We start from the raw sequence: 21437 nt of genomic DNA, 5'->3' as shown, positions 1-21437 counted from the left end.
GCCGCGAGATCCTCTCCCGGTCCGTCCGCCGCGCGTCGTCGCGGCCGGAGCGCGCGCGAGCGAAATCGCTGACTGACTGGTCAGTCCAGCGGGGAGAAGCCGGAGGTTGTTGCCTGTACCGGCGGCGAGAACCGGCTGTTCTGGCCGGTAAATGGCGGTTCGGCCCGGATGCTCCATCAACATTTATGAGCGTGTACGGTTTCGAATCGTAACGATGGAAGGAACCCAAACGGAGGGCCTCGACGACCTCCCACCGAGCGCCAAACTCGTCTTCAAGGTGCTCGAGTACAACGGACCGTTGACCCAGAAGGGGATCGTCCAAGAGTCGATGCTGTCGGCCCGCACCGTCCGATACGCTCTTGAACGGCTCGAGGGGATCGGCGTCGTCGACGAGGACGTCTACTTCGCGGACGCTAGACAGAACCTCTACAAGCTCACGGAGCCGGCACAGGAGTTCACCGGCGACGAGAGCGAGGCCTCCTGTACCGCCGACTGACGTTCCGCTTCGCCCGTCCGCGCGCTGTTCGTCCGGCGGCGTCTCGCTCCGACTCGAGTAGTGTCTCGTTCCGATTCGCCCCAGCGGCGCACGGCGCTCACTCGGCTGACTCCGGGTCGCCCTCACGCGCGCCGCGGACCGCCGCGGCGATCGTGAGCGCGACCGCGACCGACAGCGCCGAGGTCGCGGCCAGCACGAACGCCAGCAGGAGGAACCACACGTCCGGCCCGAACAGCGGGTAGTCGCGCGTGTCGATCACCGGCCCGAGGAGCTCCAGCGTCCGGACGAGGTACAGCGTCACCGCGAGCAGCGCGCCCGCCGCCGCCCCGACGCGGACGTTGCGGTAGAACGACAGCGACTCCAGCAGGACCAGCATCGGCGGTTTCGAGGGCTCGTCGCTCACGGGACGCCGTACGACCGGCGACCGCAAAGAGCCATCGGAACGCGGCCGCAGAACGCCGATCGATCACGATCGAAACGGACGTATGAGGACCTGACGCCGTCAGTGACAGCCGTAAAGTGGTCTGGCGGAGAAACGTCGTATATGCCCAAAGTCGTGCTGTCGGCGTTCCCGATGATAGACCCGGAGACGTACCGCGAGGTCCTCGCCGACGCGGTCGACGAGCCGGTCGACATCGAGGTCGCGGAGCTGGGGTCGACCGAGCGACTGATCGACGCGGCCGCGGACGCCGACGCGGTCGTCACCGACATCAACACGCCCGTCACCGAGGCCGCGCTCGACGCCACGGACCTCGATGTCGTCGTTCGTTCGGCGGTGGGCGTGGACAACATCGACGTCGGGGCGGCCGCGGAGCGCGGCGTCACCGTCACCCGGGTCCCGGAGTACTGTACCGACGAGGTGGCGACGCACTCCGTCTCGCTGCTCCTCGCGTGTCTGCGGTCGCTGAAGCCGTACGACGACGCGGTCGCCGCCGGCGGGTGGGACTGGGAGGCCGGCACGCCGATCCGGCGCGTCAGCGCGTCGACAATCGGACTGTTCTCGTTCGGGCCGATCGCCGAGCGGGCGGCCGAACAGCTCTCCGGGTTCGGTGCCGACCTCGTCGCGCACGACCCGTTCGTCGACGCCGACGAGATGGCCGACTACGGCGTCGAGAAGGTCGACTTCGAGGCGCTGTTCGACCGGTCGGACCACGTCGGGGTCTACGCCCCCCTGACCGACGCGACCCGGGGGATCGTCGACGCCGGCGCGCTGGCGCGACTCGACGAGGACTCGGTCGTCGTCAACGTGAGCCGCGGCCCGGTCGTCGACGCCGACGCGCTGCTCGACGCACTTGAGGGAGACGAAATAAAGGCCGCCGGCCTAGACGTGCTGGCCGAGGAGCCGCCGGAAGACGACCCGCTCGTCGGTCGCGACGACACGGTCGTCACGCCGCACGCGGCGTGGTACAGCGAGGAGGCGAAAGACGACCTGAACCGGAGCGGCGCGGGCGACGTCGCGGCCGTGTTGAACGGCGAGACGCCGGCGGGCCGCGTCGACCCCGACGCGGACTGGCTGTAGCCCCGCGCGGTCGACGACGCGGGTGGCGGTCTACAGACGGTCGAGGGCGTCGAAGTCGTCGTCCGAGCCGTCCGAGCCGTCCGCGTCGTCGAGGAGCGAAGAACTGCCGCCGTCCTCGCCGTCGGGGTAGCTCGCGTCGAGCCCCGCCGCCAGTCCGGCCCCGAGGTCGTATGTGTCCCGGACCGTCTGCGCGAGGACGCCGTCGCGGTCGAAGACGACGTAGACGGCGACGAACTCGTGGGCCGCCGGGCGCAACACGAACACCTCCCGCGGGTCGTCGTCGCCCCGCGAGTCGTTCACCCGCGCGACGAGCGGCTCGACCGGGAGCCGCCCGGTGCGGACCTCGTCGAAGGTGTCGCTGCCGGGGGCGTCGGCGAAGAGGTACAGCGCGCCGTTGGGGTCCCCGTCGTTCGACCGGGTCGTGATCGAGCCGACGGGCTCCCCCTCCGCGCGGATCTGCCGCCACGTCTCGACGGCCGCCTCGAACATGCCCTCCACCTCGTCGGCGAAGCGGAACCGAGTCTCGCGGACGACCTCAACATCGCGGAACCGCGCGGAACCGTCGGTCCACGCGAGCGTCGCGTCGACGACGAAGCCGGGCCGGAGCGCGTCGACCGCGTCCGCGAGGTCGCCCTCGTACCCCTCCGCGGTGGCGTAGAGCGGGTCGTATCGGTCCGCGGCGTCGGAGGCCATCGGATCGACGGGCTCGTCGGCGAGCTCGACGAGGACGAACTCCTCGGCGTCGTCGCCGCTCCGAGCCGCGTCGTCGTCGATGTCCGGCCGCTGGCGCCGGTCGTGGACGCGGAACCGGCCGCTCGTCGTCGGGTCCATACCCCTCGGTGGGGCGGCGGGCTGAAAAGGCGGTCGAAAGCGGCGCACCGGCGCGGCCGAACCGGTCGCGGATCCGTGTCGTTATGGGGCCGCCGGCCCAAGGAACCGGTAAATGGGGATCCTCGAGGACAAGTCGAACGCCCGGCTCTTCTACAAGTACCTCTCGAAGGTGTACGACCAGATCAACTCCTTCAACTGGAACGACGAGATGCGCGCGGAGGCGCTCTCGTGGCTGGAGTTCGGCGACGACCCGACGGTGCTCGACGTCGGCTGCGGCACCGGGTTCGGCACCGAGGGGCTGCTCGAACACGCCGACGACGTCCACGGGCTCGACCAGAGCGTCCACCAGATGGAGAAAGCGTTCGAGAAGTTCGGGAAACACGATCGAGTGAACTTCTACCGCGGCGACGCCGAGCGGCTCCCGTTCCGCGACGACGCGTTCGACGTGGTGTGGTCGTCCGGCTCCATCGAGTACTGGCCCAATCCCGTCGAGGGGCTGCGCGAGCTCCGGCGCGTCGCGAAGCCCGGCGGACAGGTCCTCGTTGTCGGGCCCGACTACCCGCACAACCCGATCCTCCAGCGGGTGGCCGACGCAATCATGCTGTTCTACGACGCGGACGAGGCGGACCGGATGTTCGAGTCGGCCGGCTACGAGGAGTTCGAACACCACATCCAGCAGGCGACGCCGCAGAGCCCGCGGGCGATCACGACCGTCGCTCGCGTTCCCGGCGGCGAGGAGACGGACGACGGATCCCAGTCGAGCGTCGCCGACGCGGGGCCCTCGGTCCCCGACGCCGAGTAGGCCGGCGGCTCCGCGGTCCCTCCTCACCCCGCTTCGACGGACGTCTCCAGCGTCGCGACCGGCTGCCCGTCGGCCGTGATCCTGACGGTGACCGTTCGGCCCGGTTCGAGCGTCGGGTCGTTCGTGTCCGCGACGCGAAAGCTCGCCGTCTCCCCCACCCGCCACGTGTCGTCGCTGGCGGCGTTGAACGGACCGGTCGGTCCCGGCCGGAAGCCGGCCGCGGAGAAGAACGGGACCGACGGCTGCTCGTCGAGCGGCTCGCCGTCGACGCTGACGCACACCGTCACGGCCGCGACGTCGATCGGGTCGCCGCCGCGGTGGCGGATCGCGATCCGGTCGTCGGTCGCCGACAGCGACAACACCGCCGAGGGCGGCACGGTCGCGGTCGACGGGCCGAGCGCGGCGGCCGCGACGCCGCCGGCCAGCACGACCGTGATCGCGAGGAGTAACACGCCCGCGACCGGTGCCATGCCTCGATCGGCGGAACGGACTGCTGGTGACACGGCGGCCCTGCGGCGGCTTCGGGTAAAAGGGTCGGCCGCGCCGGCGACACGAGCCGAGCCGGGAAGTGGGGGTAGACGGCCGGGCGCGGAAACGCGGGAATCAGAACCGAGCAGCTCGGACGCTCACACGTCTCCGATCGGTCGCGGCGTCGCGAGGGGTTCGATGCCGTCGAGCACGAGGACTCGAGGCTCGTCGACAACCGTGATGCGGTACGTCTCGGCCGGGGAGAGCGTCCGGACGACGCCGTCCTCGTCGGTCGTCCCGATCGTCTGACTGTCGCCGCCGCCGACGGACTTCGTGACGGTCACGTCGGAGACCGGCTCGCCCGTCTCGTCGTCGAGGACGGTCACGGTCACCGGGCCGCCGGGGTACGTCCGGTCGACGGTGACGTTGAACCCGTCGCCCGTCGCCGTGACCGGCTCGCTGTCGGGAAACGCGGCGAGGTCGATGCGCTGGTGTTCGACGAACACCCGCTCCGTCCCGCCGCTGACGAAGGTGCGGAGGGTGCCGATCTCGTGCGGGATCGTGATCCGCTGGACCGAGCCCGCGCCGAACGCGTCCGGCTCGCGGAGCGCCGCGGTCTCGGGGTACGACGCCTCGATTATCTCGATCGCCGCGTCGTTCGAGATGTCGCCGCCGCCGCGGTCCCACAGGTCGGTCCGAAACACCTCGCGGACGTACTCGCCGTCGACGACGGTCGCGAGCGCGACGGCCCCCTGACTCGACGCGACGTAGATGTCCTTCGCGGTGGACTGCCCGCGAGCGGTCGCGAGCGCGTGGCCGCGGACCGGTCCCTCGTACACCTGAAGCGCCACCTGAAGCTCGTCGAGCCGGCCGGGCGAGCTGAAGCCGTCGGTCGACTCGGCGAGGGCGTCGATCTCGTCGAGCCGGTCGTCGTACTCGCGGGCGGTCGCGGCGATGCGGACGAGTTCGTCGACGAGCTCGCGGTCGGTGATCTCGCCGGACGCGTGCGCGCTGAAGGCGTCCGTCTGGCGGCCGGACAGCGCGACCTCCGCGCGCTCGACGCGGTTGATCTCCGCGAGGATCTGCTGTTGGCGCTCGACCCCGGGCTCGGCGCGCTCGATCCGGTCGACGACGGCCGCGGTCTCGAAGGCGGCGTCCGCGTCGGCGGTGGCGAACCCGAGCGCCGAGCCGAGGTCCGGTCCGCGACCGTACGTGCTGACTCGCGTCTCCGCACCGATCGGCGTCGACAGCGTCCGGAGCGTGAGGTTCGCCGCGTCGATCTGGGTCGTCGTCTGTCCGGGGGCGGCGGGGGACGGGGAGTCGGCGGCGGCCGTCGAGTCGGCGGCCGACGCCGGACCGACGGGCTGCGAGACGGCACCGGGGGCGGTGACGCCGGCGACCGGGGCCACGAGCAGCAGGAGCGCGACCACGGCGATCTGGAGGGCTCTCATCGTCACGAGGTTCGACCCCCGATATAAAAAATCCACCCACTGCGGTCGGACGGCGGAGCCGGACGAGGTCGACCCCGCGGGCGCCCCGGCCCCGCCCGGGAGTCAGATCGGGGATTCTACCGGTTTCGTGTCAAAAAATATCGTATGGAAAGCGTTTTGGCCGGCGCGCGAGTGAGCCGAGACGTATGCGGAACCCCGCCCTTCGCGCGCTCTTGATAGCGTTCGTCACGCTCGCGCTGGTCACGAGCGCCGGCGGCGCGGTCGGTGCCGCGACCACGGTCCCCTCCACCCTCGACGCGGACGACACCGCGGCCCACGTCTCGGTCGGCACGGCCGACGAGCGGATTCGCGGCTCGATAGACGACCGCTCGACGGCGGCCAGACCGCAGACCGAGGACGCGGTCACGTCGCCGTCCGCGACGCGGATCCGCGTCGCGTTGAATCCCGACCGCAGCGCCGACTGGACCGTCGCGGTGCGGTACTCGCTCGCTGACGAGAACGAGACGGCGACGTTCAGGACCGTCGGCGAGCGCTTCCGCGACGGCGAGGTCGGCCCCGACGCCGAGCTGTTCGAGGGGTTCCGGCGCGCGGCGAACCGCAACGTCGACCGGTCGATGGCCATCGAGGGCGTCGAGCGCGAGTTCGTCGTCCACGAGGACCCGAGCGAGTTCGACGTCGCCACGGACGACGCGGCCGCGGTCGGCGAACTCCGGCTGACGTTCACGTGGACCGCCTTCCTCGCGCAGGACGGCGAGAACCTCGTCCTCGGCGACGCCCTGACGACGCCGGACAACGCGACGTGGCTCGGCAGTCTCGAAGCGGACCAGACGCTCGAGGTGCGGACGCCGGAGGGGTACACGGTCACCGGCACGCCGAGCACCGCGGTGACCCAGCTCTCCGACGGCGACGTGATCATCCAGGGGCCGCAGACGTTCGACGGCGGCGAGCCCGTGGCGATAGTGTACAGCCCCGCCGGCGTGGGCTCACCCCCGTGGGGGATGTTCGTGGCCGCGATCGTGCTCGCCGCGGTCCTCGTGGCCGGCAGCGTCGTCGGATACCGTCGGGTCAGCGCCGATGAGGGCGCGGCCGGAGAGCCGCTCGCGAACGGCGAGGGAGGCGCGCCGAGCGGGACCGGGCAGCGTACCGCGGGCGACCCCGCCGCGGGCAGGAGAGAGGACCCCGACGCGGCCGGCGAATCCGACGACGGAGCCGACGAACCGGATCTCTCGCTGCTCTCGGACGAGGAGCGCGTCGAGCGGCTCCTCGGGGAGAACGGCGGCCGAATGCGACAGGCCGACATCGTCGCCGAGACGGGCTGGTCCGACGCGAAGGTGTCGCAGCTGCTCTCGGCGATGGCCGACGAGGGGCGCGTCGAGAAGCTCCGGCTGGGCCGCGAGAACCTCATCTCGCTGCCCGACGACGAGGCCGAGGGCGGCGACGACGAGGCCGACACCGGCGGTCGCGGCGTCGGTCGCTGACCGGCCTGCGTTCGCGGCGGCGGCCCGCGGGAGGGCGCCGATCCGGCCGAGGAAGCGGTCGGTTGACCGACGGGACGGAGCGGAAACCGCCGGTATGTCCTCGGCCGTTCCGAAAACCATTACAGGGCGAGCGACCGAGTAACGATCATGAAGGTTCTGGTGACCGTCAAGGAGGTCGCGGAGGCGGACGACGACTTCGCGATCGAGGGGACCGACATCGCAGCGTCCGACCTCGAGTACGACCTCAACGAGTGGGACGACTACGCCGTCGAGGCCGCCGTCCAACTGGCCGAGGCCGGGATCGCCGACGAGGTGGTGACCGTCACCGTCGGGCGGGAGCGCACCGAAGAGACGATTCGGATGGCGCTCGCGAAGGGCGCGGACCGCGCGGTCCGCGTCTGGGACGAGGCGCTCGACGGCGGGTTCCCGGACGTCGCCTCGAAGGTCGCTCTGTTCGAGGCGGTCGTCGCGGAGGAGGAGCCGGACCTCGTCCTCGGCGGCGTCCAGGCCGCGGACACCGGGTTCGGCGCGACCGGCGTCGCGCTCGCGGAGCGGATCGGCTTCGAGCACGCCGCGGTCGTCAACGACCTCGACGTGGACGCCGACGCGGGCGTGGCGCACGTCCACCGCGAGCTGGAGGGCGGCGTCGAGGAGCTGACCGAGGTCGACCTCCCGGCGGTGTTGACCGTCCAGACCGGACTCAACGAGCCGCGATACGCGAGCCTCCGCGGGATCCGGCAGGCGCAGCGCAAGGAGATCGCCGCGAAGGACCTCTCCGACCTCGGCCTGACCGCCGACGACGTCGAGAGCGCGCTGACGGTCACCTCGATGTACGAGCCAGAGAGCGAGTCCGACGCGGAGATGATCGAGGGCGACGCCGGGGAGTCCGCGGATCGCCTCGCTGAGGTCCTCCGCGAGAAGGGGGTGAGCGCGTGATGAGCGTGCTCGTCGCGGCGGAACACCGTCGCGGAGCGCTCCGCGACGTCTCGTACGAAGCGATCTCGGCCGGGCGGGAGCTCGCAGACGCGCGCGGCGTCGACCTCCACGTCGCCGTGATCGGCGGCGACGTCGACGGGTTCGCGGAGGACCTGAACCGCGACGGCGTCGACGCGATCCACACCGTCGCCGACGGCGAGGAGTTCGACCACAACGCCTACCAAGCGGCGCTCTCGCAGCTCGCCGACCGGATCGACGCCGGCTCGGTGGTGCTGCCGAACTCGGTCAACGGGCTCGACTACGCGCCCGCCCTCGCGGAGGCCCTCGGCGTCCCGATCGTGACCGACGCCGTCGGGATGGCGTACGACGACGGGCTCACCGTCACCCGCGAGATGTACGGCTCGAAGGTCGAGACGACCGTCGACGTCGCCGGCGACCGGTTCGTCCTCACGGTCCGCGGCGGCGAGTGGCCGCCCGCGGAGGGCGTCGGCGACGCGACGATCGAGGCGGCGGACGTCGACATCCCCGAGTCGGGGGCTCGCGTCACCGGCTTCGAGGAGGTCGGCGGCGGCGACGTCGACATCGCGGACGCGGAGGTGCTCGTCTCGGTCGGCCGCGGCATCGAGGAGGAGGAGAACATCGAGCTCATCGAGGACCTCGCGGACGCGCTCGGCGCGACGCTGTCCGCCTCCCGGCCGATCGTCGACAACGGCTGGCTGCCGAAGAACCGACAGGTCGGGCAGAGCGGGAAGGTCGTCACGCCGGACGTGTACATCGCGGTCGGCATCTCCGGCGCGGTCCAGCACGTCGCCGGGATGAAGGGGTCAGACACGATCGTCGCGATCAACACCGACCCGAACGCCCCCATCTTCGACATCGCCGACTACGGGATCGTCGGCGACCTCTTCGACGTGGTGCCCGAGCTCATCGACGAGTTCGCGTAACCGCGGCGCGGCCGGAGCGCCGCCGCGGCGCGCGTCCCGTTCTCGGTTCGTTTATCACCCCACCGACCGTCAGATCGGACAATGAGCGAGGCCGACGAGCAGGCGGCTGCGACCGCGACCGGGCGGGAGATCTGGATCGAGAAGTACCGGCCGCAGACGCTCGACGACGTCCACGGACAAGAGGAGATCGTCGAGCGCCTCCAGAGCTACATCGCACAGGACGACGTGCCGCACCTGCTGTTTTCCGGGCCGGCGGGTATCGGCAAGACGACCGCCGCCACCGCAATCGCCCGCGAGATCTACGGCGAGGACAACTGGCGCGGCAACTTCCTCGAACTGAACGCCTCCGACCAGCGCGGCATCGACGTGGTTCGGGACCGGATCAAGGGGTTCGCGCGCTCGTCGTTCGGCGGCGACTTCCGGATCGTGTTCCTCGACGAGGCGGACTCGCTCACCGACGACGCGCAGTCGGCGCTCCGCCGGACGATGGAGCAGTTCTCCGACAACACGCGCTTCATCCTCTCGTGTAACTACTCGTCGAAGATCATCGACCCGATCCAGTCGCGGTGTGCCGTCTTCCGCTTCTCGCCGCTCTCGGACGAGGCGGTGAGCGGGATGGTCCGCGAGATCGCGGCCGCGGAGGAGATCGAGGTGACCGACGCCGGCGTCGACGCCTTAGTGTACGCGGCCGACGGCGACATGCGCCGCGCGATCAACTCGCTTCAGGCGGCCGCGACGACCGGCGACGTCGTCGACGAGAAGGCGGTGTACGCCATCACGGCGACCGCGCGTCCGGAGGAGATCGAGTCGATGGTGACCGACGCGCTGAGCGGGGACTTCGCCCGGGCGCGGTCGACGCTCGACACGCTGCTCACGGAGACGGGGATGGCCGGCGGCGACGTGATCGACCAGCTCCACCGCTCCGTCTGGGAGTTCGACCTGAGCGAGCGCGAGGCGGTGCGGCTCATGGAGCGCATCGGCGAGGCCGACTACCGGATCGCCGAGGGCGCGAACGAGCAGGTCCAGCTGGAGTCGCTGCTCGCGGCGCTCTCGCTGGACGAGTAGCGAGAGGCCGGGTTCGAGTCTCCGGCCGCTCGTGTATGAGATGCCGACCGCCCGGCGACGGCGGACGCCTCCGAAGCCCCGGCCGCGAAGCGGCCTCGCAGGCGCGCGCCACCGCGGGGCACGCTTTTTAAATCACGCCGGCGCGGACTGTCGCTATGCTCGTCGTCGTCTCCGACACGCACGCACGCGAGGAATCGCGGCTACAGGGGCGGACCGCCTCCGCGGTCCGCGAGGCGGAGTTGGTGATCCACGCCGGCGACTTCTACCGCGAACCGGTGTTAGACGCCTTTCAGTCGGCCGCCGCCGGCCTCCGGGCGGTCTACGGCAACAACGACGACGCGGCGATCCGCGACCGGGTCCCCGAGGTGCGGACCGTCGAGTACGCCGGCGTCCGGTTCGCGGTCACGCACCGGCACCGCAGCGGCGACACCGGGCTCGTCATGCTCGGGCGGGGTCGCGACGCGGACGCCGTGATCTGCGGTCACAGCCACCGGCCCCGGTTCGACGACTCCGGCGGGCTCCCGATACTGAACCCCGGGAGCCATGCCCAACCGCGCGGGAATCGCCCGGCACACGCGGAACTGACTCCGGTCGAAGGCGAGGCCGGAGACGGTCTGGACGGGCGACTGGTGACGCCGGACGGAGAGGAGTTCGAGACGTTCCGAATCGGGGGCGGGAACGCCGAGTAACGGTACAACGGACCGAATCGAAGACGCGAGGACCGAGCGACGTCGCCGTCGCGTCGGCGGGGACCGATCGCGACACCCCGCGAGCGGCCGGGCCGACCGACGGTCGTGTCACGGTGGAGTGCCCGGGCGGCGCGGGCGCGGACGCCGGCGGTCGGTCGCGCTGGTCGGCCGGGGAGGGGTACCGGGCAGGGAGGGAGCGGTACGGGTCCGACCGGCCGGCGCGTCGGCCGGCTGTGTCGAGCGGGTGAGGGCCGAAGCGGGGGTCGCGATTACACGTAGTGCGGAGACCGACATATACGTGGCTGAGGCACAAAGACGCGCTTTAGCCACCGATCCGATCGCACGGAAGCGGGAGTCCCAGTCGGACGCGGGACCACCCGCTCGAAACTTATAACCGCGTGCCGACGGTTTCAGGCGTATGCTTCCGGTCCAACCGCTGTTCGTCCTGCTTTTACTGGGTCTTCTCGGGCTGTTCTTCTTCGGGTTCCTCCTCGTCCGACGCACGGTGAGGGGGTTGAACGAGGGGTACAACGACGGGCGGAACTGATGGTGTTCGTCACCGCCGCGACGCTGCTCGTCGCCGCCGCCGCCAGCCTCTTCATGGCGTGGTCGATCGGTGCCGGCTCCTCCGGGTCGACCCCGTTCGCGCCCGCCGTCGGGGCGAACGCTATCTCCGTGATGCGCGCCGGTCTGGTCGTCGGGGTCCTCGGGTTGCTCGGCGCGATACTCCAAGGCGCGAACGTGACGGAGGCGGTCGGGACCGAGCTGATCGGCGGCGTGACGCTCACCGCCGCGGCGGCCATCGTCGCGCTCGTCACGGCCGCGGCGCTGGTCGCGATGGGCGTCTTCGCGGGGTACCCGATCGCGACGGCGTTCACCGTGACCGGCGCGGTCGTCGGCGTCGGCCTCGCGATGGGCGGCGACCCGGCGTGGCCGAAGTACGCCGAGATCATGACGCTGTGGGTGCTCACGCCGTTCGTCGGCGGCGGCGTCGCCTACGGCGTCGCCCGGCTGCTCATCGGCGAGTCGCTCTCGGAGCGGCCGCTCACTGCCGCTCTCGCGGGCGTGGTGGGAGCGATCCTCGCGAACGTCGGGTTCGCGCTGCTCGGTCCCGCCGGCGAGCAGGCGTCGGTCGCGAGCGTCCTCGGGTCGGGGCTCGGGATCGGAGGGGCGGGGCCGCCCGCGGTGACCCTCGCGATCGCCGCGCTCGTCGCGGTCGCCGTGTACGCCGACCTCGGCCGCGATCGCGCGGGGGCCCAGCGGCGGTTCCTCCTCGCGATGGGCGGGCTCGTCGCCTTCTCGGCGGGGGGGTCGCAGGTCGGCCTCGCGATCGGTCCGCTCGTCCCGATATTCAGCGACGTGGGCGTCCCGCTGTGGGCGCTGCTCGTCGGCGGCGGCGTCGGACTGTTGGCCGGCTCGTGGACCGGCGCGCCGCGCATGATCAAGGCCATCTCGCAGGACTACGCCTCGATGGGCCCGCGGCGGTCGATCTCGGCGCTCATCCCCTCGTTCGCGATCGCGCAGACCGCCGTCGCCTTCGGGATCCCCGTCTCGTTCAACGAGATCATCGTCTCGGCGATCGTGGGCGCGGGCTACGCGGCGGGCGACGCGGGCGTGAGCCGTCGGAAGATGGGATACACGGTCCTCGCGTGGATCGGGTCGCTCGCGGGCGCGTTCACGCTCGGGTTCGGCCTCTACTCGGTCGTCGACTTCGTCGTGTGAAAGCGGCCGCCCGCTTCGTCGTGCGGAGGGCGAATTCGGTCGCCCCCGCGGGTCCCGCTGGCCGCGTCAGGCGCGCAGTTCCGGATACGTTGGCAGCCGAGCGGACCGGGCGCTGCCGTCGACGAACGGGAGGTCGACGGCGGTGGCCGGACGCTCCCCGCCGTCGACGCGGACGGTGACCCCGCCGAGGTCGGCGTCGAACGCGACGAGCGCCAGCGCGACCGGCACGTCCGTCGCGGGGCCGACCGCGGCCCGAGTCACCTCGCCGATCGCCTCGTCGCCGTCGAAGACGGCCGCGCCGGAGGCGGGGAGGGCGTCGTCGATCCCCTGCGGGTCCGCGTCCGGATCGACGTCGGCGACCGCCTCGGCGACGCCGTCGAGTTCGAGGCCGACGAGCCGGCGGCTCGGCTGCCCTTGGTTCTCTACGCGCGAGACGACCTCCTGGCCGACGTAACACCCCTTTTCGAAGTCGAGCGCGTTCCGCAGGCCGAGCACGTTCGGGACCGTCCCCGCCAGTTCGTACTCGAAGAGGGGCGTTCCGGCCTCGGTCGCGAGCGCGTCCCACGTCCGGTAGCCGAACGGCGCGGCGTTGAGCCCGCGGTTGATCAGGGTGTCGAACACGTCGCCCGCGTCGGCGGCGGCGCAGACGATCTCGTATCCCTCCTCGCCGAGGGGAGAGTCAGTCGCGATCACGGTGACGCCGGCGTCGACCATCGACCCGCGGACGAACGAGAGCGGCCCCTCGGGCGCGCCGGGGCCGCCGAGGACGGAGGCGACCTTCTCGGTCGACTTGGGGCCGTGGACGCCGAACACGCCGAACTCGTCGGAGACGTCGTCGATTTCGACGTCCTGGATGAACACTTTGCCCGCCCAGTCGTCGGCGACCGCCTCGGTCCGCTCCGGCGGGAGGAAGACGAGCAGTCGCTCGTCGGCGTTGTACACGTACATGTCCGTCTCGATCCCGCCCTGCGGGTCCAAGAGGAGGGCGTACGTCCCCTCGCCGTCTTCAGTGGGGACGCGGTTCGAGACGGCGTTGTCCACGAACTCGACGCGGTCGGTCCCCCTGACGGCGAGGACGCCGTACCCCATCTCGATCACGCCGGCGACGTTGCGGACCGCCTTGCCGACGCGGACGGGCTTCCCGTAGTGGTCGACCACCTCGCGGCCGCCGCGGTCGCGGTACACGGCGCCGTGCGCGTCGTGGGTGCCGGAGACGAGCGTCATGGTCGCACGGAGGCGATCGAGGGCCAAAAGGCCGCCGTCTCCGGCGGCTACAGTCCGAGACGGTCGCGGATCGCGTCGACGAGGCCCTCCGCGGGCTCGTCCTCCGGGGCGTCCGGGTCCGGGATCACCCGTTCGTGGGCGTACACGCGGACGCGCTCCTCGGTCTCGACGGTGATCAGCGAGTCCTCCTTCAGCGCCGAGAGCGCCTCCTCGACGGCGTCGATGTCCGCGTCGACGGCCGCGCGAAGTTCGAGGACCGTCATCCCCTCGTCGCCGCGGTCGACGAGCGCGTCGAGCAGCGCGACCTCGACGTCCGGCCGGTCGCGATATTCCGGCTTTGCGGCCATACCCGTCTCTTGTACGGGGCGGACTTTACGTCTACCGGCGAGAGCGGGAGGTCGAGAGTCGGCTCACCGGACGAGCCGAGAACAGGTGCCACAGAGGTTCTCCTCTTTCACGTCGACCTCGCGGACGGTCGGAGAAAAGGACATCACGCACTTGCTGTTGTCGCAGTGCTCCAAGCCGAGGGTGTGGCCGATCTCGTGGACGACCTCCTTGCGGACGCGGTCGCCGAAGACGTCGACCGCGGGCTTGGTGGAGACGCCGCCGTCGGAGGACGTGCGGAGCCGGTGCGTGGAGATGACGGAGCCGCTCCCGTTGAGGTACGCGAGGCCGAACACGTAGTTCCGGCGGCGGTAGTAGAGGTCCTCGGGCGTGATGCCGATGTTCTTCTCGCCGCCGCCGACCCGCGTGACCGTCTCGATGAGGTCCTCGGCGCGGTACTGGTCGCGGTCGGCGTCGAACGCGGTGTCGGGGATCGCTTGGTCGTCGTGGACCGTCACGTCACAGTCGTACACGGAACGCAGCGCACCGGAGGCCTCCCGTTTCACTCGGGGGGTGACCTCCCCGACCGGGACGATGTCCACGAGCATGAAACCGCTTTTGACCGCCGCGGTCATAAAGGCCGCGCCGTGGGACCACCACCGCCATCGGAGCGGGCGCTCGTCGACGCGCTCGACCCGTACGAGCGCCTGATCGAGGTCGGCGTCGGACGGCGACCGTCTGTCGCTCGGTCGCTCGCCGACCGGGGCCGCGAGGTCGTCGCGTTCGATGTCGCGGTGAGCGAGGCGGCGCGGGACGCGGCGACGGAGACGCGGACGCCGAGCGGCGGAACGCTCCGCGTGGTCGCCGCGGACGTGACGGCGCTCGCGACGGTCGACGACGGACGGGAGGTGCGGAGGGCGCTCGGGATCGGCGCGAGCGACGAGGTCGGCGGGGAGACCCCGAACGCGGCCGGTGGCGTCGACGCCGTGTACGCCCGGAACCTCCCCGCCGAGCTCCAGTCGGCGACCGTCGCCCTCGCCGAGCGCCTCGACGCCGCCTGCCTGTTCACCACGCTCGGGTTCGAGGAGCCGGTCGTCGGCGTGTCCCGCCGCGCGGCGGCGTCGGGAACCGTCGTGTACGTGGCGCGCTGACGGCCCCCTAGCGGTCGCCGTCGCCGCGTCGCTCGGACCGCCGACGGCGACCGCGAACCCGAACGTTCATTCCGCCGCCGGGCGGGGTAGCGGTATGCAGATCGACGCAGTGGTCCTCGACATCGACGGGGTGTTGGTCGACGTGGCGGACTCCTACCGTCGGGCGATCCTCGAGTCGGTCGACCGGGTCTGCGGTAAGCCGATCGACCGGGACGCGGTACAGGCGTTCAAGGACGCCGGCGGATTCAACAACGACTGGGAGCTGACGGACGCGGCGGCGCTGTTCGTGTTGGCCCGCCGCGAGGGGCTCCGGATGGACGTCGACGAGTTCACCGACCGCGTCGCCGAGATGGGGGGCGGGCTCGACGCCGCCAAGGAGGTCGTCGGCGACCTCCCGCGGGTCGCGCAGGCCCGCGTCCGCGACCAGTGGGACCGGGACGCGCTCCGCGAGACGTTTCAGGCGCTGTACCTCGGCGCGGAGCTGTACCGCGAGCTGGAGGGCGGCGAGCCGCCGTTCGAGGCGGACGGGTACATCCACGACGAGCCGACGCTCGTCGACCCCGAGACGATCGCCGACCTCACCGCGCGGTTCGACGTCGGCGTCCTCACCGGGCGGCCCGCGGCCGAGGCCGACATCGCGTTAGAGCGCGTCGGCCTCGACGTCCCCGAGGACCGGCGGTTCACGATGGACGACTGGGAGGAGGGGAAGCCGCACCCGCGAGCGCTCGTCGAACTCGCCGAGCGGGTCGACGCCGAGCGGGTCGCGTTCGCGGGCGACACCCTCGACGACGTGCTGACCGCGCGCAACGCCGACGAGGACGACGAGACGCGCGTCTACTACGGTGTCGGCGTCCTCACCGGCGGGCTCACCGGTGAGTCGGGGCGCGAGAAGTTCGCCGACGTCGGCGCGGACGCGGTCGTCGAGGACGTGAACGAGCTGGTCGGGCTGCTGGAGTAGGCGGCGACGTGTCACGGCGGCTCGGCCCTCGTTCGTCCCTCCCGTGCCGACCGCTCTCGGTCGCTTCGCGACGGCCCCACCGGCGATCGCGGAAATCGCCGCTATCCGAGACGCGTCGCCGCGGCTCCGGTCGTCAGAGACGCCACGTCCGCGGTTTTCAGCGTCTACGGACGCTTTCTCTCTAGTGTCCGGTGTCACGGGCACCGGCACGAACCCGGGCGACGGTGACAGTTTACACCCGTCCGGCCGCTACGACGGGTGATGAGTGACGCCAACGCGACGCAGCGGATGGAGGTCACCGGAGAGAGCGACGGCGAGTCGGCGTTCGTCGCCCGCGCCCGGGACCACGAGCTGGTGATGGACGACCCCGAGGCGATGGGCGGCGACGACGCGGGCGCGATGCCGATCGAGTACCTGCTCGCCGCCTGGAGCGGCTGTCTCGACGCGACGGTCCGCGCGACCGCGCCGGACTTCGACTTCGACGTCGAGAGCGTCGAGGTCGCGGTCGCCGGCGGGTTCGATCCCCGCAAACACCTCGGCCGCGACGAGGAACCGCGCGCCGGCTACCAGGGCGTCGAGGCGACCGTCGACGTCGACTTCGCGGACGAGGTCGACGACGACACGCTCGCCGAGTTCACCGCCGCGGTCGAGGAGCGGTGTCCGGTGAGCGACAACCTCGCGAACGAGACGGCGACCGACGTGACGCTCCAGCAGGAGTAGAAGGCCAGATACCACACGGAACCGGGAGGATCTGGAATGGGCCTTGCCGGATTCGAACCGGCGATCAACTCGTTATGAGCGAGTCGCTTTAACCAGACTAAGCTAAAGGCCCGCGTCGATCCCGAGTATACGAGCGACGTTCTTTACGTTACCGCATTACCCCGACTAGAGCTCGTCAAGGATCGTCTCAAGGCGGTACCCCGCGTGCCGGTTGGCGTTCGCTCGGTCGTTGTTCGCGGCCGGTTCGTACCTGATCGTGGTCGTCGTCGGGCCCGTTTCGTCGACCGTAATCAAGTAGATCTCTTCGGTTCTGATGTCCGGGTCCGCGAGATAATCGACCTTCCTCTCGTAGCCCGTTCGCTCGTATCCGTCGCTTTTTGTCCGTGCGCGTCGGGTCCGAAATTCCACCGCGACGTCGCGTTTGCTGTCGTACGCGGTCTCGACCTAGATTCCGTAGAACTCTCAGCCCAGTTTGACCACGAGGTCGCACCGTTCGAGGAGGGACACACGGTCCCTGTGTCGGTATCGAACAAAAAATGTAATTTCGAGCGGAGCAGTTCGGAAGGACGCCGAAGCCAGGACTCGAACCTGGGACCGCCTCGTTAACAGCGAGGCGCTCTACCAACTGAGCTACTTCGGCTCAGTCTCGGGTACTCGCGTCTTTTTGATAGGGCTTTCGTTTCCGCCCGACGGCGCGGAAGGGGGCGGGTCGAAACGCGGGACGGCGACGACGATCCGTCGCCTCGTCGCGCCGCCGATCCGACCGACACGTTTTCGGCCGAACCGCGAGACCGTTCGGTATGGACGATCTGGAGGCGGTGCTGTCGCGGGTCCGCGAGCGCGTCCTCCCGGAGCCGGAGGAACGGGAGCGGCTTCGGGCGGCGGCCGCGACGCTGACCGAGCGGACCCGCGAGGCGATCGCCGACCTCCCCGTCGACGCCGACGTGGTCCAGGTCGGGTCGACGGCGCGGGGCACGTGGGTCGCGGGCGACCGCGACATCGATCTGTTCGTCCGGTTCGACGCGGATCTCGGCCGCGCCGAACTGGAAGAGCACGGCCTTGCGGTCGGGCACGCGGTCCTCCCCGACGGCCACGAGGAGTACGCCGAACACCCGTACGTGAAGGGGAACTACGAGGGGTTCGACGTCGACCTCGTCCCCTGTCACGACGTGGAGACGGCGGGTGATCTGGTCTCCGCGGTCGACCGCACCCCGTTCCACGACGCGTACCTCTCCGCGCGGCTCGGCGACGACCTCGCGGCGGACGTGGTACTCGCCAAGGCGTTCCTCAAGGGGATCGGCGCGTACGGCAGCGACCTCCGCACCGAGGGCTTTTCGGGGTATCTCACGGAGCTGCTCGTGTTGGAACTCGGCGGGTTCGTCCCGCTCGTCGAGTCGGCGCGGAGCTGGCATCCCCCGATGGAGTTCGACCCCGAGGGGCACGCCGAGCGCACGTTCGACGACCCGCTCGTCGTCGTCGACCCCACGGACCCGACGCGGAACGTCGCGGCGGTCCTGTCGGCGACGAATCTCGCGCGCTTCCAGCACTACGCGCGCGAGCTGCTCGCAGCTCCGAGCGAGGATCGCTTCGAGCCGGGCGAGCCGGAGCCGCTCGGTCCCAAGGAGGTCCGCGCGCACCTCGACCGGCGGGGGACGACGCCGGTCGCGGTCGTCTTCGACGCTCCCGACGTGGTCGACGACCAGCTGTGGCCGCAGCTCCGCCGATCGCTGGACGGGATCGTCGGCGGGCTCAACGGGCACGGGTTCGACGTGCTCCGAGCGCGCGCCATGACCGACGCGGCGGGAGCGAAGGACGCCGGGGGGGCGAGCGACGTCGACAACGGAACCGAGCGCGGCGACGCCGGCGAGTCGACGCGGGCCGCCCTGTACGCGGAACTGGAGGTGACGGAGCGGCCGGCGGTCGCGCGTCACGAGGGGCCGCCGGTCGCGGTGCGGAAACACGCCGCGAGCTTCTACGAATCGTACGTCGACGACGTCGACCCGGACACCTACGGGCCGTTCATCGACGGGGATCGGTACGTCGTCGAGCGCGAGCGCGAGTTCGCCACCGTTCGGGAGTACCTAGAGAGCGACGCCGCGGGCGACGTGGCGCTCGGCGCGCGGGTGGAGCCGGCGTTCGACGACCGCGACGTGCTGGTCGGCGAGGCGGTCGCGACGCTCGCGCCCGCGTTCGGTCGGCCGCTCCGGGAGTTCTACGAGCCGCGACCGTGAGGCCGCCGAGAGGGGCTCCTCACGGAGACGGGGAGAGACGACCGCAACGGGGACACAGTCAGCGAGAGAGCCGGTCGAGAAGCCAGTATACCACCGCGGCGACGGCGACGACGACCAGCGCGACCGCCGAGAGGAGTCCGGCTGCGCGGGGGAAAGACAGCCAGAACGCGGCGTAGAAGGCGATCGCGAACGCGAACAGGCCGACGACGAGCAGTCCGCGCGAGGGGTTCTGCGCGGCGGCGACGAACCCGCGCTGGAGGATCGAGAGGTCGCCGAAGTCGGGGACGTCCTCTGGGACCGCGTCGTCCGCGGGACCCCCGGAGTCGGCCGGAGCGGTCGACTCGCCGTCGACGGAGCGGTCGGTGTCGGTCACGCACCCGCGTAGGGGCCGGGGGATCCTGTACCTGTCGCTTGCCCGGTGAGAGGCCGGTCAACGGCCGTGAACCCCGGTCAGACGGAGACCGCAGCGACGAGGTGCGAACCGAAGAGAAACGCCGCCAGCGCGGCCGTGAGGTTCGAAGCCGCAAGCGTTGCGGCGGCGCGGGGACCGGTCTCGCTCGCCGCCCGGACGGTCCCGACCGCGAACGACGAGAACGTCGTGAACGCGCCACAGAAGCCGACGCCGAACAGCAGCGTCGCCGTCGACCCGATCGGTGCGGCGGAGACGGCCCCGAGGGCGAGGCTCCCGAGGGTGTTGAGGGTGAGGACCGACCGACGTCCCTCGACGCGGAGCCCGACGGCGTGGCGGGCGGCGGCACCGAGCGCGCCGCCGCCGCCGACGAGCGCCGTCGCGAGGAGCGGCGAGGCGCTCATCGCCGGTACGACCCCCCGATCGCGAGCCCCAGCGCGGCCGCGGCGAATCCGGTCACGTAGCTGACGGCGACGTACCCCGCGCCGGCGACCGTCCCGAGCGCGACCGCGTCGGCGACGAACGTGCTGTACGTCGTGAACGAGGAGAGCGCGCCCGTCCCGACGAGCAGTCGGAGCCGGTCGCTCGACGCGCAAGTCAGCAGGACCCCGAGGGCGAACGAGCCGGCGACGTTCGCGGTCAGCGTCCCGACGCCGGCCGGGACGCCGCCGAGAAGGGCGAGCCGGCTACCGGACGCAGCGGCGAGTGCGCCATCGACCCCCACGTCGACGGCGTGTCTGGCGACCGCACCGAGGAAGCCCCCGGCCGCGACGAGGAGAAATCCGTAGGGCGTTCGTTCCATACGCCAGCGTATTTCCGGCGCGGCTTGTGCGTTCTGAACCCGTCACTGCGATTCGGCATCCGAGAGCCGACTCGCTCGCGGGCTCTCGCCCTCGTGAGGCGTTCGTCGTTCGCGGATCCGGACCGTGTGAGCGGTCTCCGTGGCGTCGTCGACGACGAGCGCCTCGCCGACGCCGTCGGGGAGTCGCGCGGCGAGGTCGCCGGCGAGGTACGTCGCCTCCGCCTCGGCTAACCTGTCGACGTCGCGCGCGGCCGTAAGCCGGTGAGAGACGAGGAGGTCGGACTGCGAGACGGCGACGCTCGGCAGCGCGGCCGGCCGCTGCGTCGCGCAGACGAGCGAGACGCCCGGCGCGCCCCCCCCCCGAGTGAGGAGCGTCCGGAGCGCGGATTCGGCCACTCCGTCGAAGAAGGCGTGCGCCTCGTCGACGAGCAGCCACGGGAGCCGTGAGAGACCGTCGGACGTTGCCCGACTGCCGGAGGCGGAGCGCGCCTCGCCGCCGCCGGCGATCCGGGCGTCGTAGAGTCCGCGGGCGACCGCGCGGACAACGGCCGCGGCGGCGGCGTCGGGGACTCCGGCGAGGTCGATGACCGCGGGAGCCCCGTCGGCCGCGAGGGACGCGACCGGCGGCGCGTCGGCGTCGAAGACCCCCCACGAGGTCGCCAGCCGGAGGTGGTTCGCGGCGGCGCGCCGGGTTTCCCTCGGCGCGTCGGCCGCGGCGACAGTCTCGCGGAGCGCCGCGATCGACGGCGAGGAGCTCGTCCCGCCCGCGGAGTCGCAGTCCGCCGCGTCTCCGGACCCGCCGTCGACCGCGTCGGCGACGACGCGCCAGACGAGGCTTCCGGGGCCGCTCGCCGGGTCGAGCCCGAGCAACTGCGGCCACGCGGACGGGGGTATCGAGGCGGGACGGACCGCGGGGTCGACGACGCGGCCGCCGGCGGCTTCGAGACCGCCGAAGACACCCATCGGATCGACGACGACCGGAGCGACGCCGTCGGCGGCGGCGAGCTCCTCCGCGAGGACGCCGAGGGTGTACGACTTCCCGGTGCCCCGCTTCCCGAAGACGACGCCCGCGTGCGGGCGGTCGAGGTCGACGCCGACCGCCGCGCCGGCGCTCCCGTCACGGGCGAGGAAGGAGCCGATCCGAGCGGTGTGAGGCGGGCGGTCGGCGTCGCGGTCGGTTCCGTCATCGCGGTCGGTCCCGTCGTCGTGGGCGGTCC

Annotated in this window: 24 protein-coding genes, 2 tRNA genes and 2 pseudogenes; 14 read left to right on the top strand and 14 right to left on the bottom strand. The window is 71.4% G+C overall.

The window, feature by feature from the left end:
• The first annotated feature begins 214 nt into the window (after positions 1–214).
• On the top strand, positions 215–496 hold the full coding sequence (locus tag C464_RS02295) for a MarR family transcriptional regulator (protein ID WP_006111885.1): 282 nt from the start codon (positions 215–217) through the stop codon (positions 494–496).
• 97 nt (positions 497–593) lie between these two features.
• Here the strand turns inward: C464_RS02295 and C464_RS02290 are convergent, their stop codons facing one another.
• Positions 594–899, bottom strand: coding sequence for a DUF7536 family protein (locus C464_RS02290; protein ID WP_006111884.1), 306 nt, complete (start codon positions 897–899; stop codon positions 594–596).
• A gap of 141 nt (positions 900–1040) precedes the next feature.
• Here C464_RS02290 and C464_RS02285 point away from each other — a divergent pair, with 141 nt between their 5' ends.
• Positions 1041–2015, top strand: coding sequence for a C-terminal binding protein (locus C464_RS02285; RefSeq protein ID WP_006111883.1), 975 nt, complete (start codon positions 1041–1043; stop codon positions 2013–2015).
• 30 nt (positions 2016–2045) lie between these two features.
• Here the strand turns inward: C464_RS02285 and C464_RS02280 are convergent, their stop codons facing one another.
• Entirely contained in the window at positions 2046–2846 is an 801-nt protein-coding gene (locus C464_RS02280; RefSeq protein ID WP_006111882.1) for a DUF6663 family protein, read from the bottom strand.
• 112 nt (positions 2847–2958) lie between these two features.
• Between C464_RS02280 and C464_RS02275 the strand changes: the two genes are divergently transcribed.
• Positions 2959–3648 (top strand): methyltransferase domain-containing protein, encoded by a 690-nt coding sequence (locus C464_RS02275; RefSeq protein ID WP_006111881.1) that lies wholly within the window; start codon positions 2959–2961, stop codon positions 3646–3648.
• Positions 3649–3671: 23 nt separating this feature from the next.
• Here the strand turns inward: C464_RS02275 and C464_RS02270 are convergent, their stop codons facing one another.
• Positions 3672–4118 carry a type IV pilin gene (locus C464_RS02270; RefSeq protein WP_006111880.1) on the bottom strand — a complete coding sequence of 149 codons (447 nt, stop codon included), beginning with the start codon at positions 4116–4118 and terminating at the stop codon, positions 3672–3674.
• A 156-nt stretch (positions 4119–4274) separates the two neighbouring features.
• Positions 4275–5567: a DUF7094 domain-containing protein gene (locus C464_RS02265; RefSeq protein WP_006111879.1), complete on the bottom strand. Its 1293-nt coding sequence runs from the start codon at positions 5565–5567 to the stop codon at positions 4275–4277.
• Between the two features lie 185 nt (positions 5568–5752).
• Here C464_RS02265 and C464_RS02260 point away from each other — a divergent pair, with 185 nt between their 5' ends.
• From C464_RS02260 to C464_RS02235, 7 genes and pseudogenes are all read left to right on the top strand, one after another.
• Entirely contained in the window at positions 5753–7045 is a 1293-nt protein-coding gene (locus C464_RS02260; RefSeq protein WP_006111878.1) for a helix-turn-helix transcriptional regulator, read from the top strand.
• A 147-nt stretch (positions 7046–7192) separates the two neighbouring features.
• Entirely contained in the window at positions 7193–7981 is a 789-nt protein-coding gene (locus C464_RS02255; RefSeq protein WP_006111877.1) for an electron transfer flavoprotein subunit beta/FixA family protein, read from the top strand.
• Entirely contained in the window at positions 7981–8925 is a 945-nt protein-coding gene (locus C464_RS02250; RefSeq protein ID WP_006111876.1) for an electron transfer flavoprotein subunit alpha/FixB family protein, read from the top strand. Before C464_RS02255 ends, C464_RS02250 begins: the two co-directional genes overlap by 1 nt.
• Positions 8926–9006: 81 nt before the next feature.
• Positions 9007–9990, top strand: coding sequence for a replication factor C small subunit (locus tag C464_RS02245; RefSeq protein ID WP_006111875.1), 984 nt, complete (start codon positions 9007–9009; stop codon positions 9988–9990).
• Between the two features lie 155 nt (positions 9991–10145).
• A complete protein-coding gene (locus C464_RS02240) occupies positions 10146–10679 on the top strand; it encodes a metallophosphoesterase (protein ID WP_006111874.1) in 534 nt (177 codons plus the stop codon).
• 415 nt (positions 10680–11094) lie between these two features.
• A pseudogene (locus C464_RS19820) lies at positions 11095–11226 on the top strand (DUF7859 family protein); the annotation flags it as partial.
• Positions 11226–12401 carry an inorganic phosphate transporter gene (locus C464_RS02235; protein WP_006111873.1) on the top strand — a complete coding sequence of 392 codons (1176 nt, stop codon included), beginning with the start codon at positions 11226–11228 and terminating at the stop codon, positions 12399–12401. The pseudogene C464_RS19820 and the gene C464_RS02235, both read left to right, overlap by 1 nt.
• A gap of 66 nt (positions 12402–12467) precedes the next feature.
• Here the strand turns inward: C464_RS02235 and ygfZ are convergent, their stop codons facing one another.
• The 3 genes from ygfZ to C464_RS02220 all read right to left on the bottom strand — a co-directional run bounded on the left by ygfZ (position 12468) and on the right by C464_RS02220 (position 14557).
• Positions 12468–13625: a CAF17-like 4Fe-4S cluster assembly/insertion protein YgfZ gene (gene ygfZ, locus C464_RS02230; RefSeq protein ID WP_006111872.1), complete on the bottom strand. Its 1158-nt coding sequence runs from the start codon at positions 13623–13625 to the stop codon at positions 12468–12470.
• A gap of 47 nt (positions 13626–13672) precedes the next feature.
• Entirely contained in the window at positions 13673–13972 is a 300-nt protein-coding gene (locus C464_RS02225) for a DUF6432 family protein (RefSeq protein ID WP_006111871.1), read from the bottom strand.
• Between the two features lie 63 nt (positions 13973–14035).
• Positions 14036–14557 (bottom strand): archaemetzincin family Zn-dependent metalloprotease, encoded by a 522-nt coding sequence (locus C464_RS02220; RefSeq protein ID WP_006111870.1) that lies wholly within the window; start codon positions 14555–14557, stop codon positions 14036–14038.
• A 39-nt stretch (positions 14558–14596) separates the two neighbouring features.
• Between C464_RS02220 and C464_RS02215 the strand changes: the two genes are divergently transcribed.
• The 3 genes from C464_RS02215 (at position 14597) to C464_RS02205 (ending at position 16778) form a co-directional block, all read left to right on the top strand.
• A complete protein-coding gene (locus C464_RS02215) occupies positions 14597–15100 on the top strand; it encodes a UPF0146 family protein (RefSeq protein WP_006111869.1) in 504 nt (167 codons plus the stop codon).
• A gap of 94 nt (positions 15101–15194) precedes the next feature.
• Entirely contained in the window at positions 15195–16058 is an 864-nt protein-coding gene (locus tag C464_RS02210; protein WP_006111868.1) for a TIGR01548 family HAD-type hydrolase, read from the top strand.
• Between the two features lie 261 nt (positions 16059–16319).
• Entirely contained in the window at positions 16320–16778 is a 459-nt protein-coding gene (locus C464_RS02205; RefSeq protein WP_006111867.1) for an OsmC family protein, read from the top strand.
• Positions 16779–16815: 37 nt separating this feature from the next.
• Here C464_RS02205 and C464_RS02200 read toward each other — a convergent pair.
• The 3 genes and pseudogenes from C464_RS02200 to C464_RS02190 all read right to left on the bottom strand — a co-directional run bounded on the left by C464_RS02200 (position 16816) and on the right by C464_RS02190 (position 17418).
• Positions 16816–16890 (bottom strand) — tRNA-Ile (locus tag C464_RS02200).
• 53 nt (positions 16891–16943) lie between these two features.
• Positions 16944–17192: pseudogene (locus C464_RS02195) on the bottom strand (group I intron-associated PD-(D/E)XK endonuclease); the annotation flags it as partial.
• Positions 17193–17345: 153 nt separating this feature from the next.
• Positions 17346–17418, bottom strand: a tRNA-Asn gene (locus C464_RS02190).
• A gap of 160 nt (positions 17419–17578) precedes the next feature.
• On the opposite strand from C464_RS02190, the gene cca reads away from it, so the two are divergent.
• Positions 17579–19009: a CCA tRNA nucleotidyltransferase gene (gene cca / locus C464_RS02185; RefSeq protein ID WP_006111865.1), complete on the top strand. Its 1431-nt coding sequence runs from the start codon at positions 17579–17581 to the stop codon at positions 19007–19009.
• 58 nt (positions 19010–19067) lie between these two features.
• On the opposite strand, the gene C464_RS02180 is transcribed toward cca, so the two are convergent.
• The 4 genes from C464_RS02180 to C464_RS02165 all read right to left on the bottom strand — a co-directional run.
• A complete protein-coding gene (locus tag C464_RS02180; RefSeq protein ID WP_006111864.1) occupies positions 19068–19382 on the bottom strand; it encodes a hypothetical protein in 315 nt (104 codons plus the stop codon).
• A gap of 77 nt (positions 19383–19459) precedes the next feature.
• A complete protein-coding gene (locus C464_RS02175) occupies positions 19460–19822 on the bottom strand; it encodes a fluoride efflux transporter FluC (RefSeq protein WP_006111863.1) in 363 nt (120 codons plus the stop codon).
• A complete protein-coding gene (locus C464_RS02170; RefSeq protein ID WP_006111862.1) occupies positions 19819–20220 on the bottom strand; it encodes a fluoride efflux transporter FluC in 402 nt (133 codons plus the stop codon). Before C464_RS02170 ends, C464_RS02175 begins: the two co-directional genes overlap by 4 nt.
• Positions 20221–20262: 42 nt before the next feature.
• Positions 20263–21437, bottom strand: a 1175-nt coding sequence (locus tag C464_RS02165; protein WP_006111861.1) for an ATP-binding protein, incomplete at its 5' end; no start/stop codon positions are given.

Source organism: Halorubrum coriense DSM 10284 (genome assembly GCF_000337035.1).
Classification (GTDB): domain Archaea; phylum Halobacteriota; class Halobacteria; order Halobacteriales; family Haloferacaceae; genus Halorubrum; species Halorubrum coriense.
This window is presented reverse-complemented; position numbering and strand designations above follow the sequence as displayed.

What these genes read in the sequence shown, in the direction of transcription:
- C464_RS02255 (WP_006111877.1), top strand. Translation starts at nt 7,193, where the DNA reads ATGAAGGTTCTGGTGACCGTCAAGGAGGTCGCGGAGGCGGACGACGAC.
- C464_RS02285 (WP_006111883.1), top strand. Translation starts at nt 1,041, where the DNA reads ATGCCCAAAGTCGTGCTGTCGGCGTTCCCGATGATAGACCCGGAGACG.
- C464_RS02295 (WP_006111885.1), top strand. Translation starts at nt 215, where the DNA reads ATGGAAGGAACCCAAACGGAGGGCCTCGACGACCTCCCACCGAGCGCC.
- C464_RS02245 (WP_006111875.1), top strand. Translation starts at nt 9,007, where the DNA reads ATGAGCGAGGCCGACGAGCAGGCGGCTGCGACCGCGACCGGGCGGGAG.
- C464_RS02210 (WP_006111868.1), top strand. Translation starts at nt 15,195, where the DNA reads ATGCAGATCGACGCAGTGGTCCTCGACATCGACGGGGTGTTGGTCGAC.
- cca (WP_006111865.1), top strand. Translation starts at nt 17,579, where the DNA reads ATGGACGATCTGGAGGCGGTGCTGTCGCGGGTCCGCGAGCGCGTCCTC.
- C464_RS02170 (WP_006111862.1), bottom strand. Translation starts at nt 20,220, where the DNA reads ATGGAACGAACGCCCTACGGATTTCTCCTCGTCGCGGCCGGGGGCTTC.
- C464_RS02250 (WP_006111876.1), top strand. Translation starts at nt 7,981, where the DNA reads ATGAGCGTGCTCGTCGCGGCGGAACACCGTCGCGGAGCGCTCCGCGAC.
- C464_RS02270 (WP_006111880.1), bottom strand. Translation starts at nt 4,118, where the DNA reads ATGGCACCGGTCGCGGGCGTGTTACTCCTCGCGATCACGGTCGTGCTG.
- ygfZ (WP_006111872.1), bottom strand. Translation starts at nt 13,625, where the DNA reads ATGACGCTCGTCTCCGGCACCCACGACGCGCACGGCGCCGTGTACCGC.
- C464_RS02225 (WP_006111871.1), bottom strand. Translation starts at nt 13,972, where the DNA reads ATGGCCGCAAAGCCGGAATATCGCGACCGGCCGGACGTCGAGGTCGCG.
- C464_RS02205 (WP_006111867.1), top strand. Translation starts at nt 16,320, where the DNA reads ATGAGTGACGCCAACGCGACGCAGCGGATGGAGGTCACCGGAGAGAGC.
- C464_RS02175 (WP_006111863.1), bottom strand. Translation starts at nt 19,822, where the DNA reads ATGAGCGCCTCGCCGCTCCTCGCGACGGCGCTCGTCGGCGGCGGCGGC.
- C464_RS02280 (WP_006111882.1), bottom strand. Translation starts at nt 2,846, where the DNA reads ATGGACCCGACGACGAGCGGCCGGTTCCGCGTCCACGACCGGCGCCAG.
- C464_RS02240 (WP_006111874.1), top strand. Translation starts at nt 10,146, where the DNA reads ATGCTCGTCGTCGTCTCCGACACGCACGCACGCGAGGAATCGCGGCTA.
- C464_RS02260 (WP_006111878.1), top strand. Translation starts at nt 5,753, where the DNA reads ATGCGGAACCCCGCCCTTCGCGCGCTCTTGATAGCGTTCGTCACGCTC.
- C464_RS02220 (WP_006111870.1), bottom strand. Translation starts at nt 14,557, where the DNA reads ATGCTCGTGGACATCGTCCCGGTCGGGGAGGTCACCCCCCGAGTGAAA.
- C464_RS02235 (WP_006111873.1), top strand. Translation starts at nt 11,226, where the DNA reads ATGGTGTTCGTCACCGCCGCGACGCTGCTCGTCGCCGCCGCCGCCAGC.
- C464_RS02265 (WP_006111879.1), bottom strand. Translation starts at nt 5,567, where the DNA reads ATGAGAGCCCTCCAGATCGCCGTGGTCGCGCTCCTGCTGCTCGTGGCC.
- C464_RS02275 (WP_006111881.1), top strand. Translation starts at nt 2,959, where the DNA reads ATGGGGATCCTCGAGGACAAGTCGAACGCCCGGCTCTTCTACAAGTAC.